Genomic DNA, 12,595 nt, shown 5'->3' with positions numbered 1-12,595 from the left:
AGTCGGTCGCCAGTTCGTGCGCTTTTCGTCGGTTTCGTTCCTCAGTCCGACTCGTTCCTCAATCGGACTCGTACTCCGCCCAGATGTATCGCGTGGCGACCGAGCGGTAGGGTCGCCACGCTTCTGCGATCTCGCGCATCTCGTCGCGCGTCAGCTCATCACCGTTTCCGTACAACTGCTCGATACCGCGACGAACCGCGAGATCACCGAGTGGCAGGATATCCTCCTGCTCGAGGACGAACAGGAGGTACATCCGAGCAGTCCAGTCGCCGATTCCTTTGATCTCGGTCAGCAGTTCGACGATCTCGTCGTTCGAGTGGTCGGCCAGGCCCTCTTTCGTGAAATCGTTGCGTTGGAAGGCGCGTGCCGCGTTTCTGACGTACTCGACTTTCGTGCGTGAGAGCCCGGCGTCTCGAAGCGCGTCTTCGTCGGCGGCCAGCACGGTTTCGGGTGTCACGTCTCCGAGGAGGTCGAACACTCGTTCCTTGACGGCGAGCGCACTCGCCGTCGAGAGCTGTTGGTTGATGATGGAGATACAGAGTCGTTCGTACTCCGACCAGTTCGATTCGGAGTACGGCTCGTGCTTGTCGATGAGCCTCGCCATCACGGGATCGTCTCGGAGTGTAGATAGTGCGTCGTCGTTCATTGGTACTGGTGGCGAAAGGTCGCCGTTCGACCACGAGTAGGAAGCCGAACGAGAAAAGGCGTTATCCTTCGAGCTCTTCTTCCTCTTCCTCTCGCTCGTCGTCGTCCCTGTCCACCCGGCGACGAACGTCTACCTGGTAATTTTCGAGGATGTCACGTCCGAGCAGGACGGGGTAGTCCATGTGACCCCTATCCTCGATGCTCGCAGTGACGGTGTGGCGGTTGCCGCCGACGCCGATGACCACGTCCACCACGGGGCGGGATTTGCTGGATTTCCGGCTCCCGGATTTCACGCGCGTCATGCTCTTGATCGGGCCAGCACCGATCTGTGCCGCGAGTTTCGTGTCGATGCTCGACCGGGTCGCTCCCGTATCGGATTTGGCGAGAACCGTTTCGGAGCCGCTCGTCCCACTCACCAGCACTTGCTCCGTGTAGCCGATGACGACCGGGTCGGTCGGATCGGGACTGGTGCTGGTCGGCTTGCAGTCCGGAACCGAATCGTCCAGCGTCGCGGAGAGTTCCTCGACGCGGTCGCGGTCGACCTCGCCACCTGCCTTCTCGATAGCGACTTGTGCGATATACGGGGCCGCGCTTCGCCCTGTCGCTTTGTATAGCCCCTTGAACCCTGCTGTCGGGTTCACTTCGAGCACGTACCAGCCGTCGTGGCCCTGGATGAGGTCGACACCGGAGTAGTCGAGACCGACGACATCGGTCGCCCGACGAGCGATCTCGGCCGCTTCGTCGGGCAGCGTTTCGGACATATCCTCGACATCGCCGCCGAGTGCGACGTTCGTCCGCCAGTCGTTCTCGGGCGCGTACCGGTTCATCGCACCAACGATCCGGTCGCCGACGACGTAGACGCGGAGGTCGCGGTGGCGCTCGTCGTCGCGCTCGATGAGTTCCTGCAGGAACGCCTGTCGCTCACCGACACGCGGGTTGACCATCTCGTCTGCTCCGACTTTCCACGTCCCGCCACCGTGGGTTCCGATGGCGGTCTTGTAGACTGCCTCGTCACCGAACTGTGCGCGACCGTCGTTCAGACGGTTATTGTCGAGCGCGAGAAGTGCATCCGGAATCGGGATTCCGGCGTCGGCGAGCGCGCTCGCCGTCGAGAACTTGTGTATCGCAGTCATCACGGAGCACGGTCGATTGAGAACAGGGACGAGAGAATCGTAGATATTAGCGAGACCGAGCGCTTCTGAGGGTTGTTCCGTATTCGAAAGGAGAAGTCGATTTGCGACGACGTCGATATCGGGTTCGAGTACGACGTTGCCATCTCGGATATCGACCGCCGTGTTCTCGTCACGAAGCCATTCCGGTTCGTGGCCCAGATCTTGAACCGCGTTACAGATCGCCTTCGTCTCTTTACTGTTGTGGAGACTGAGTACACCGACACGAACAGGTGAGCCATCTACAGCCATGTATTCTACGTTTCGTCTGTTCTGTCTTAAAACGTTTCCAGTGGACTAACGCGGGAATGAAACCCCTCTGATCAATTTTGCTGGTGGACATGTGTAGTAGCATGTTTTTATAGGGTGACCTCCGAGTGGTTCACATGACCGGCCCTGAGTCGGACGCGTTCACGTACAACGGCGGTATCGTCGAGCCGGGTGAAACGCAGAACATCCGATACGGTATCAGCGAGACGTATCTGGGTGACCCGGTACGCATCCCCGTGACGATCATCAACGGCGAGCATCCTGGCCCGATGATCTTTCTCTCCGCTGCGGCCCACGGTGACGAACTCAACGGCATCGAAGTCGTCCGCGAGGTGGCCCACGACTGGAACCACGACGACCTTCGCGGAACGATCGTCTGTCTCCCCGTCCTGAACGTCCCTGGGTTTCTCGCCCAGCAACGATATCTTCCGATCTACGACCGCGACCTGAACCGCTCGTTCCCCGGACGGGAGGATTCGACGAGCGCGAAACGGATGGCGGTCCAGATCTACCGCAACTTCATCGAACCCTGTGACATGGGCATCGACTTCCACACGTCCACGCGCGGGCGAACGAACATGCTCCACGTCCGTGCGGACATGGACGACCCCGATGTCGCGCGTCTCGCCCGCGCGTTCGGGTCGAACGTCATCATCTCCTCGACCGGACCATCCGGAACCCTTCGCCGTGAAGCGAGCGAAGCCGAGACGCCGACCATCACCATCGAGATGGGCGAAGCCCACCGATTCCAGCGCCACTTCATCGACCAGGCGCTCGAAGGCGTGATGAGCGTCTTCGCGGAGTACAACCTCCATCCCGACGACCCGGTGAAGTGGCCCGGTTGGCGGACGGTCATCGACGACGAGAAAGAGAAGACGTGGCTCCGCGCGGACGCGGGCGGACTGGTGGAGATGCACTACGACCGTGGGTCGCTCGTCTACGAGGGAACCCCTATCTGCACCATCACGAACCCGTTCAAGACGGAGAGCGAGTGTGTGGAAGCACCTTTCACCGGGTTGCTCGTCGGCGTCCTCGAAAATCCGGTGGTGTATCCCGGCAATCCCATCTGTCATATCGTCGGGCTGAACGCCGACACGCGACGGGCACTGAAGCGCGATCGGTCGCGGGCGGAAGCCGAAGGAGATGTGCAACCGCCGGGCTACGTCGGGACGCCGGAGTCGATAGAACAGTAACGACGTTCGATGCGTCCGACGCCATTTCTCGGGTATATATCACGTTCGCGCCAGACCAGCGGCAGGTAGTAACTTCTATTTGTCCCCGGTACCGACCATCCGACTGGTATGAGTCAATCGTACAACCGAGGCCTCATCGAGGACTTCGGCCGGTGGCGCGAGTTCACGGCCGGGATGTGGGCCTGGATCTTCCACAAATTCACCGGGTGGGTACTCATCGGCTATCTGTTCACACATATTGCCGTCCTGAGTACTGCCACAGCCGGTGCCGGGACATACACTGCCACGATTCAGGGCCTCGAAGAACTCCTCATCGTTCGCGTCGGTGAGGTCGGTCTGCTCGCCGTGGCTGTCTTTCACATCTTGAACGGCGTCAGACTCCTCTTCGTCGACCTGGGCATGGGACTCGAATCGCAGGACAAGAGTTTCTACGCTTCGCTCGTGGTGACTGCTATCATCGTTCTGGCGAGCGTTCCGACGTTCATGGAGGGGGCGTTCTAGATGGCGGAACGATACTCCTCGTTCCAGAGCGGGAGCCTCACGTGGTTTCTCCAGCGCGTCACGGCGGCGTTCCTCGTCGTGGTGCTGGCGTTCCACTTCTTCTTGCTTCACTTCGTCAACCACCCCGCCGAGATCGAGTTCGCGGGGACGCAGGCACGCATGCAACAGTGGGGCTACTTCCTCACGATGGTGCTGTTCCTCGTGACGGCGACGTTCCACGGCGTGAACGGCGTCTATGCCGCCCTCGTCAATCAGGGGCTCTCCGGCGGGCAGAAGACTGCCGTGAAGTGGGTGCTCGTCGTCGCTGGCGTGTTGCTCGCGGGACAGGGAACCTACGTCGCACTCGTCATGAACGGAATGATCTAAATGAGTACGCAAGTATCCGAAGAGACCGAAGCCGAAACCGAATCGGAGCGAACCGAGACCCCCGGCGACCGCAGACGAGCCGAGAAGCGAGCTCGACAGCAACAGTCCGCCGGGGCGCAGGAGTCCACCGAAACGGACGAGAGGACGATCCACCTCAAGGTGTTCCGCTACGACCCCGAGGTCGAGGGGAAGATGGAACCTCGGTTCGACGATTTCCACGTCCCCTTCACGAAGGGGATGACCGTCCTCGACGCACTGATGCTCGCGCGCGACCGCTTCGACACGACGCTCACCTTCCGCCACTCGTGTCGCCAGGCGATCTGTGGCAGTGACGCGCTGTTCATCAACGGACGACAGCGACTCGGTTGTAAGACCCAACTCTCCGAGATGGACGAGCCGGTTCGCGTCGAACCGCTCCCGCACGCCGAAGTCGTCAAAGACCTCGTCGTGGACATGGAGCACTTCTACGACCAGATGCACTCGGTGGAGCCGTACTTCCAGACCGAGGACACGCCGAACGACGAACTGGAAGAACAGCGCCAGTCCCGCGAGAACCGAGAGAAGGTCAAGATGTCCACGCGCTGCATCTGGTGTGGCGCGTGCATGTCTTCGTGCAACATCGCGGCGGGCGACAACGAGTATCTCGGCCCGGCGGCGCTGAACAAGGCGTACAGGTTCGCCATGGACGAACGCGAAGGCGAGGAGATGACCGAACACCGGTTCAGTATCCTCGACCAGGAACACGGCGTCTGGCGCTGCCAGACCCAGTTCTCCTGTACGAACGTCTGTCCGAAAGACATCCCGCTGACCGAGCACATCCAGGAGCTCAAGCGTGAAGCGGTGAAGAACAACCTCAAGTTCTGGTAAGCCAAACTCACAGACAATGCACGAACACGACGTAATCGTCGTCGGTGCTGGCGGTGCGGGACTTCGTGCGGCCATCGCGGCCCACGAGGAGGGTGCGGACGTCGCCCTCGTCACGAAGCTTCATCCCGTCCGAAGCCACACCGGCGCGGCAGAAGGTGGCATCAACGCGGCGCTCCGCGAGGGCGACTCGTGGGAGTCTCACGCCTACGACACGATGAAGGGGTCGGACTACCTCGGTGACGCTCCCGCGATCGAGACGCTCTGTCAGGATAGCCCGAAAGAGACGATCCAACTCGAACACTGGGGGATGGCGTTCTCGCGCGAGGACGATGGCCGAGTGTCCCAGCGACCGTTCGGTGGGCTGTCGTTCCCGCGAACGACCTACGCCGGAGCGGAGACTGGTCACCACTTGCTCCACACGATGTACGAGCAGGTGGTCAAACGAGGTATCCAGGTGTACGACGAGTGGTATGTCAGCCGACTCGCCGTCACGAACGAAGACGACCCCGAAGAACGCAAGTGCCACGGCGTCATCGCCTACGACATCCGCTCCGGCAACGTCGAGGGCTTCGTCGCCCGCGACGGCGTCATCCTGACGACCGGCGGCCTCGGACAGGTGTACGACCACACGACGAACGCGGTAGCGAACACGGGCGATGGTGCGGCGATGGCCTACCGCGCCGGTGTTCCGCTGGAGGACATGGAGTTCATCCAGTTCCACCCGACGACGCTCCCCTCGACCGGCGTGCTGATTTCGGAGGGTGTGCGCGGTGAAGGTGGTATCCTCTACAACGACGAAGGCGAGCGGTTCATGTTCGAGCACGGGTACGCCAACAACGTCGGTGAACTCGCGTCCCGTGACGTGGTCGCCCGTGCCGAACTGACCGAGGTGAACGAGGGACGCGGCGTCAACGACGAGTACGTCCACCTCGACATGCGCCACCTCGGAGAGGAGCGTATCATCGACCGCCTCGAGAATATCCTCCACCTCGCGGAGGACTTCGAGGGCGTCAACGCGCTCGAAGAACCCATGCCGGTCAAGCCCGGCCAGCACTACGCGATGGGTGGCGTCGAGACGGACGAGAACGGCGAAACCTGCATCTCGGGACTGTACGCCGCAGGCGAGTGTGCTTGCGTCTCGGTTCACGGCGCGAACCGCCTCGGTGGGAACGCCCTGCCAGAACTCATCGTCTTCGGTGCGCGCGCGGGCCGCCACGCCGCAGGCAAAGACCTCGGTACTGCCGAGATCACGACCGGCAAGACCGAGGATACCGAGGTCGGCGAGGTCGAAACCCCCGTCGAACCCGGTGCCGTCGAAGCGACGGACGAGGACGCCGTGGCGGATGGATCGGGAGCCACGCTCGCCGACCCGACACAGACCGTCGAATCGGCGCTGGAAGCCGAACGCAGTCGCGTCGAATACCTCATCGAGAAGGACGAGGGGATCCAGCAGGCCGAACTGCGCGAAAAGCTCCAGAAGTCGATGACGCAGAACGTCAACGTCTTCCGGAACGAAGAGGGCCTCAAGCTGGCGCTCCAAGACATCCGCGACGTGCGAGAGGAGTATCAGGACGTGTACGTCAACGACCCCTCGCGGACGTACAACACCGACCTCATCCAGACCATCGAGATGCGCCACCTCATCGACCTCGCCGAGGCCATCACGCTCGGCGCATTGGCGCGTGACGAGTTCCGTGGTGCCCACTGGCGCGAGGCCCATCAGGAACGGAAAGACGAGAAGTGGCTCAAGCACACGCTCCTCTCGTGGAACGACGGGACGCCAGAACTCTGGTACAAGCCCGTCATCCTCGAAGGTGAGGAGAAAGAGTACGAGCCGAAGATCCGAAGCTACTGACGACAGCCTTTTCTTCTGCCTTTCACTCCTCTGTCGGTCGGAGTGGCGAGCCAACGAAGATGGATACCGAGCCGGAAGCACTGTTTTGTACTGAAATGTACTGAAATGTACTATATATAAAAGGTCTACGCACGCTCGGTCGCGGTGCGATGGATGCTGGTAGCGTCGAATTCGCTGTTGTTACATGATTCTCCGTCTTCTACGCAACGAGGTTCGATTTTGGTAGTGATGAGTTCGTTGCCACTGCTTGGTCAAAGCCACGCCCTCATTCGATCAGTCGTTCGTGGCTTTGCTCAAGCAGCAGCAATCGTAGCGTTAGAACCAGGTTTCATCACGTCGTGGGAACTAGCTTCTTTGCGAAAATGGTGTGCCGACCCGATTCCCTCACCAGGATTCCGTCCCGTTCCTAGCCTGCGAGTCCGAGCATCGTGAGCAAGTCGATTCCCACGTCGAGCGCCTCCACGAGTCGGTAGCCGAGATAGATGCCGACGATGCCCATCAGACCGGGGAGTTTCGGCGGGGCGGGGATCGGGATGCCGAGGAAGTGAAACAGGCCACCGGTGATCAGTCCAGTCAGGAGTGCCAGTGCTGTCAGAGTGAAGTCCATCGAAGATGGTTACGAAAGGGACCTGAAAAGTCGTTCGGATTCGGCAGTGTTGGAAAATCGTTCGGGTTCAGCGGTGTTGTGAGAGCGTTCGCGCTGCCGAGAGTGGCATCGAGATCCACGCCTCGTCTCGCGTCACATCCGCGATGACGGCGAGCTTGCCACCGTCGTCGTCCTCGTCGACGGCGAACATGACGTCGTCTGTAGCCTGTGCCTCCAAATCGTCGATTGCGCGTGTCCAGTTCAGAGTAATCACCGTCGTTCGACTCGGTCCTCGTCGGGGGACTCGGCCATGTCTGGGTTGCAAACCCCCTTTGTTATGTAGCGCCTTCCGGAGTGGTAGTCGCCCGTTGATATCGGTTCGTGGGGCTTTCAGCGATTCCACGCGTCGGTATCCGGGCGTCTATCGACTTCTCGTGCGGTACGCGCTGGATAACAAAGTACCATTCCGGAATACGTCGTGTACGGACTGATTTCGATGGTGTTCGGAGAACATTCGATGGGCCAGCACCGCACGACGACCGACGACGCACCGGAGTTCGTATGAGCCACGGAGCGAACGACTCGTGGTGGAGTCGAATCACCCATCCCGTGCTCTCCCTCCCCGTGGATCTCGTCGGGGTCGTCCTAACCGTCGCAGTGGTGACGTTCGTGCTCGCCCAACCGGTCGTTCGCGGGACGCCCGTCGCCGTTGCGCTGGGACTGCCATTCGTCCTCTTCACTCCTGGTTACGCGCTCGTCTCCCTCCTCTTTCCGGGTGCAGGCCCACCCTCACCGTCGGGGTGGTCGAGTCCGGTGCAGTTGCGACGTGATGGCATCACACCGGGGGAGCGTGCGGCGCTCTCTTTCGGCGTCAGTCTCGCACTCCTTCCACTCCTCGCTCTCTCGCTCGCTGTCGTTAGCGTCTCGTTCGAACCGCTTCCCGTCCTCGTCGCCGTCTTCGGGCTGACGTTCGTTCTCTCCGTCATGGCGGCGATTCGACGTGGGAGGGTGCCGCCCAACGACCGATTCAGCGTCTCCATCAGGGGGAGTGGGTCTCGACTTCGCGCGCTGCTTTACGACGGCGAAACGAGGGCTGACATCGTGTTGAACGTCGTGCTGGCGCTCTCGGTCGTCGTCGCGCTATCCACCGTCGGATACGCCGTCGTGGCTCCGCAGAACGGCGAGCAGTTCTCGCAACTCTCTTTACTCACGCGAACCGACGACGGGAAGTTCGTCACCGAAGGCTACCCAGAGTCGTTCGAGCCGGGTGAACAGAAACCGGTGTACGTCTCGATCGCGAATCACGAAGGAGAGTCAGTCGAGTACACCGTCGTCGTCGAACTCCAGCGCGTCGAACAGCGGTCGGGAGGGAGTGTGCGAATCGTCGAGGAAGTGGAACGGGCCAGGTTCAGCCATCGCGTGGCGGCAGGAAAGTCGTGGCGAACGCGCTACGACATCGGGCCGACGATGGCCGGGGAAGACCTGCGAGTGGTGTTCCTGCTCTACGAGGGCGAGCCACCCGCCGACCCGACGACGAGTAACGCTGACGAACACGCCTACATCTGGATCGACGTGGTAGAATAATGTGGCCCTGGGAACACCTCGCGTTCGGGTATCTTCTCTACTCACTGTACTGCCACCTCGGGACGGGTCAGTCACCGCGGAGTGACGCCGTCGTCGTCCTCGGGATCGCCACCCAGCTTCCCGACCTGGTGGACAAACCGCTCGCGTGGTCGCTCGCGGTTCTGCCGAGTGGACACTCGCTGGCCCATTCACTGCTCTCTGCGTTTCCGCTCTCGGTGCTTGCGCTCGCGCTCGCACATCGCGCACGCCGGAGTGACATCGGCGTCGCGTTCGCTATCGGGTATCTCTCGCACCTATCTGGCGACGTGATCTACCCTCTCGTCGTCGGGAAAGAGCCGTTCCTCGGATTCCTCCTGTGGCCACTCGTTCGCGTCCCGGCCGACCAGTCGAGTATGGGATTTCTGGCGCGGTTTCAGGAGTACTTCGGCGACTACCTGGTGTTTCTCAGTGACCCCGCTGTGACGAGCTATCTCGCACTCGAACTCGGCCTGCTGTTCACCGTGTTCGTCCTCTGGTTGTTCGACGGGATGCCGGGAATTCCCAGAAAGATCGCCGTTACTCGCCAGTAATCTGTCGATACTGTCACTCTGTGGAGAGCCCGCTGCCGCAGTAGTGACAGGAGGTTCTGTCACGGTCGTTTCTCGCACCACAGTCGGGACAACTCGTCTTCTGCTCACCGTCGGGCGATTCGATTTCCGGAGTCGTGTCTCCCCTCTGGCTCGTGAGGGTCGTCGGACGACACGAGTCCGGCACAGATGAGAACGAATCCGACCACGAAGACGCCGACAGCACCGCCGAAGAACAGGCCGATGGCTGCAGCCGTCAGCACGGTTCCTGCTTCGACCAGCGATTCGTCCATCCGTTCAGCACGGTTCCGGTCTGTAAAAAATCGTGCGGAAAAACGCTACCTGAATCGCTTGTACACGTCGGTCAGCAGGTTCATCATCCGCGTTCCACGCTCCAGACTGTAGTAGCGAACGAGTTCGGGGTCGAACTTCGCCTTGTAGCTACAGAGTCGGCGTTCGTTCGCGCCAACGAGGTCGTAGCGCGGGATTCCCTCGTCCATCGCGTCGCGCATGATGGCCCAGTCCACGAGGTCGTTGATGGGCACGTCGAGGTCGTGTTTCGCGCCACCCTGCCACCGGTAGATTCGTTCGTCGTCCGCCAGTGCGATCATCCCGCCCGCGAACTCGCCGTCAACGTCGCAGACGTAGGGGCGAACCGCACCCTCAGGTAGTTCCCGATAGAGGTCGACGACGAACTCGGGGGAGAGGCGGTAGGGTTCGCCCTGTTCGTCGTGGCGCGCCTTGACCTGCCGGATGATCCGGCGGATGGCCTGTGGCCCGCCGAGGTGGATGTCGTAGCGACGCTCGTCGGTGCGGGTGTTGCTCCGAGCGTCGCTGCTGAAACTCGACAGAACGTCCTCTTCACCGGGCGTGAGATCGACTTCGTAGGTGTGACGCGGCAGCACCTCGAAGTCGTTCCATTCGAAGGGTCGGATGTCCTCGTATCGCCCACCGGTTCGGACGTGGACGTATTTCGGGGCGGATTCGCGGTCTAGCCAGTCCAGACAGCCGTCGATGAAACGACGATGTCTACGCTCTGCTTTCCGCCGTTTCAGCTTCGCCATGTTCAGCAATACCGGCCCGAGGTGCGGCAGCCACAGGTTCGGCGGCGGCGAGAACGCAGTCGTGACACCGCCTTTCGAGATGGTGAAAGCAGGAAACAGACCGACCGGTTCCTGTCCCTTGTAACCGACGAGGGGATGGAAGGTCGCGCCGGTGTGTTCGGCCTGGACTTCGAGTGCCTCCAGTCGATGGAAGACGTCGCCCTGTGGCGACCGGTCCACGTGGTCGTTCCAGCGTTCGAGATCGTCCGCGCGTTCTACCCTGATGCCGTCGTTCTCTATCGTGATGCTCATTCGAGATATCCGAGGTCTGCGAGTCGCGTTTCCACGCGCTCGTCGTCAGTTTCGACCGTCTCGCCCGCGTCGAACGCGGGGTAACTCTGCTCGCCTGCCGCCGCCACGACCGGGAGTACGTTCCCGTCCATGCGGTCGCTCGCGGGGACGCCGAACGTCGCCAAAATCGTGGGTGCCACGTCGAAGAGGTGCGCGTCCTCGCAGTTCGCGGAAGCGTCGATTCCAGTCCCTGCCGCCGCGAAGATGCCGCTCAGTTTGTGGTTCCAGGGTTCTCGCGGTGCGCCGAACTGCTGGCCGCGAAGTTGCGCCGAGAGGAACTGGTCGAAGTCGGCGGGGACCGTGACGATATCGACCGCACTCTCGCTGTGAGGGCCTTCGAAGTACGCTTCCCGGGGAGCGACCGTCTCGAAGACGGGGTGACCGTCCGGCGTGCGAACCCCTTGGAGTTTCTCGATTAGCTCGGCGCGAACCTCTTCGTATCTCTCGGGTGGGACGACACCGTGAGGGTCGCGTCCGTCGAGGTTGATGCGAACCCCACACTCGATCCGGTCGCGCATGTAGGCGACGGAGTTCGGGAAATCGACCTGTTCCGTGGCGGCGCGGATGAAGTCTTCTGGGACGCGCTTCGCCACGAACTCGTCCAGTCCGACGCGTTCGAGTACGGCACCGATTCGCTGGCTGGTGATACCGACCCGCGCCGCGACCGCTAGTCCGCGCTCGGCCACCCCCTGCTTCCGGGGGGAACTCTCCTCACCTTTCTGTAACTGGTTGCCTGCGATGGTCGACCACGAGGGCATCCCCTCACCACCGCGGACGGTTTCGACGTACCCCTCATCACGCAGGAAGTCGTTGACGCGGAACTCGTAGCCGGTGTACTCGCCGATACCGTGGTCGCTGACGACGATGACCGTCTCCGGTTCACAGCTGTCGAGAATCTCGCCGACCTGTTGGTCGACCGCCTCGTAGACTGCTCGCACCACGTCGTCTTCGCCGGGATGTTCGTGGAAGACCGTGTCCGTGCTCTGGAACTGGACGAAGCCGAAGTCGGGGTCGAACCGGTCTGCGAGGTATCGAAACGCTTCCCCGCGCATGCGTACGAGGCGGCGATACCATTCGACCGACTTCTCTTCGGGGAGGTTACGCGGTGCATACACCCGATACCCGCCGATCTCGTTACGAACTTCGTCCAGCAATCCGTCGGGATGGCAGGTCGGGTTCTCCGGCGCGGTGTAGCCCGGCAGCACCGCACCGTCGATCGATCGTGGTGGATGTGTCACCGGCGCGTTGACGACGACGCTCGAATAGCCGTGCTGGTCTAACAGTTCCCAGACCGTATGCTCCTGAACGCGGCTTGCGTTCACCACGTCCCAGTCGTATCCATCGAAGTGGAGGAACCCGAAGACACCGTGTTTGCCGGGATTGACGCCGGTGTACAGCGAGGGCCACGCACTGGGAGTCCACGGCGGAATCTGCGATTCCAGTGACCCGGACGACCCCTCGTCGAAGATCGACTGGAGGGTGGGGAGTGCCCCGTCCTCGACCAGCGGGTCGAGAATCGACCGACACCCGGCGTCGATCCCGACGAGAAGTGTCGTTATCTGACAGTCCATGCTGTCCCTGAAATGTCTACCCGCGTGC

The 12,595-nt window shown here is 61.6% G+C and carries 14 protein-coding genes; 7 read left to right on the top strand and 7 right to left on the bottom strand.

Annotated elements, in window-relative coordinates; all coding sequences use genetic code 11:
- Window positions 1-58: 58 nt before the first annotated feature.
- Complete coding sequence (locus ACR3FE_RS02675; RefSeq protein ID WP_458205225.1) at window positions 59-646, bottom strand: DNA-3-methyladenine glycosylase family protein; 588 nt, start codon at window positions 644-646, stop codon at window positions 59-61.
- A 61-nt stretch (window positions 647-707) separates the two neighbouring features.
- Window positions 708-2,066, bottom strand: a complete 1,359-nt coding sequence (locus ACR3FE_RS02670) for an ATP-grasp domain-containing protein (protein ID WP_458205223.1) — start codon at window positions 2,064-2,066, stop codon at window positions 708-710.
- Between the two features lie 134 nt (window positions 2,067-2,200).
- On the opposite strand from ACR3FE_RS02670, the gene ACR3FE_RS02665 reads away from it, so the two are divergent.
- The 5 genes from ACR3FE_RS02665 (at window position 2,201) to ACR3FE_RS02645 (ending at window position 6,866) form a co-directional block, all read left to right on the top strand.
- Window positions 2,201-3,277: a succinylglutamate desuccinylase/aspartoacylase family protein gene (locus tag ACR3FE_RS02665; RefSeq protein WP_458205222.1), complete on the top strand. Its 1,077-nt coding sequence runs from the start codon at window positions 2,201-2,203 to the stop codon at window positions 3,275-3,277.
- A gap of 108 nt (window positions 3,278-3,385) precedes the next feature.
- Entirely contained in the window at window positions 3,386-3,778 is a 393-nt protein-coding gene (sdhC, locus tag ACR3FE_RS02660) for a succinate dehydrogenase, cytochrome b556 subunit (protein ID WP_458205220.1), read from the top strand.
- Window positions 3,779-4,144, top strand: coding sequence for a succinate dehydrogenase hydrophobic membrane anchor subunit (locus ACR3FE_RS02655; protein ID WP_458205218.1), 366 nt, complete (start codon window positions 3,779-3,781; stop codon window positions 4,142-4,144).
- Window positions 4,145-5,011 carry a succinate dehydrogenase/fumarate reductase iron-sulfur subunit gene (locus ACR3FE_RS02650; RefSeq protein ID WP_458205216.1) on the top strand — a complete coding sequence of 289 codons (867 nt, stop codon included), beginning with the start codon at window positions 4,145-4,147 and terminating at the stop codon, window positions 5,009-5,011.
- 16 nt (window positions 5,012-5,027) lie between these two features.
- Window positions 5,028-6,866: an FAD-binding protein gene (locus tag ACR3FE_RS02645; RefSeq protein ID WP_458205214.1), complete on the top strand. Its 1,839-nt coding sequence runs from the start codon at window positions 5,028-5,030 to the stop codon at window positions 6,864-6,866.
- A gap of 406 nt (window positions 6,867-7,272) precedes the next feature.
- On the opposite strand, the gene ACR3FE_RS02640 is transcribed toward ACR3FE_RS02645, so the two are convergent.
- Together ACR3FE_RS02640 and ACR3FE_RS02635 are read right to left on the bottom strand one after the other, a co-directional pair.
- The gene (locus tag ACR3FE_RS02640) at window positions 7,273-7,473 is read right to left on the bottom strand and encodes a XapX domain-containing protein (protein WP_458205212.1); all 201 of its coding nucleotides are present in this window, start codon (window positions 7,471-7,473) and stop codon (window positions 7,273-7,275) included.
- Window positions 7,474-7,540: 67 nt separating this feature from the next.
- Window positions 7,541-7,726, bottom strand: a complete 186-nt coding sequence (locus ACR3FE_RS02635; protein ID WP_458205211.1) for a DUF7556 family protein — start codon at window positions 7,724-7,726, stop codon at window positions 7,541-7,543.
- A gap of 287 nt (window positions 7,727-8,013) precedes the next feature.
- Between ACR3FE_RS02635 and ACR3FE_RS02630 the strand changes: the two genes are divergently transcribed.
- Together ACR3FE_RS02630 and ACR3FE_RS02625 are read left to right on the top strand one after the other, a co-directional pair.
- On the top strand, window positions 8,014-9,036 hold the full coding sequence (locus ACR3FE_RS02630; protein ID WP_458205209.1) for a DUF1616 domain-containing protein: 1,023 nt from the start codon (window positions 8,014-8,016) through the stop codon (window positions 9,034-9,036).
- On the top strand, window positions 9,036-9,605 hold the full coding sequence (locus ACR3FE_RS02625) for a metal-dependent hydrolase (RefSeq protein WP_458205208.1): 570 nt from the start codon (window positions 9,036-9,038) through the stop codon (window positions 9,603-9,605). The genes ACR3FE_RS02630 and ACR3FE_RS02625 overlap by 1 nt, the downstream gene beginning before the upstream one ends.
- 104 nt (window positions 9,606-9,709) lie before the next feature.
- On the opposite strand, the gene ACR3FE_RS02620 is transcribed toward ACR3FE_RS02625, so the two are convergent.
- The 3 genes from ACR3FE_RS02620 to ACR3FE_RS02610 are packed head-to-tail and all read right to left on the bottom strand — an operon-like array spanning window position 9,710 to window position 12,567.
- The gene (locus tag ACR3FE_RS02620) at window positions 9,710-9,895 is read right to left on the bottom strand and encodes a hypothetical protein (RefSeq protein WP_458205207.1); all 186 of its coding nucleotides are present in this window, start codon (window positions 9,893-9,895) and stop codon (window positions 9,710-9,712) included.
- Window positions 9,896-9,940: 45 nt separating this feature from the next.
- Complete coding sequence (locus ACR3FE_RS02615; RefSeq protein WP_458205206.1) at window positions 9,941-10,957, bottom strand: lipid II:glycine glycyltransferase FemX; 1,017 nt, start codon at window positions 10,955-10,957, stop codon at window positions 9,941-9,943.
- Window positions 10,954-12,567, bottom strand: coding sequence for an alkaline phosphatase family protein (locus ACR3FE_RS02610; protein WP_458205204.1), 1,614 nt, complete (start codon window positions 12,565-12,567; stop codon window positions 10,954-10,956). Before ACR3FE_RS02610 ends, ACR3FE_RS02615 begins: the two co-directional genes overlap by 4 nt.
- Window positions 12,568-12,595 lie beyond the last annotated feature (28 nt).

The sequence above is a fragment of the Haladaptatus rarus genome, from assembly GCF_054177585.1.
Note: the sequence above shows the minus strand (reverse complement) of the source record. Positions and strands in the feature narration are given on the sequence as shown.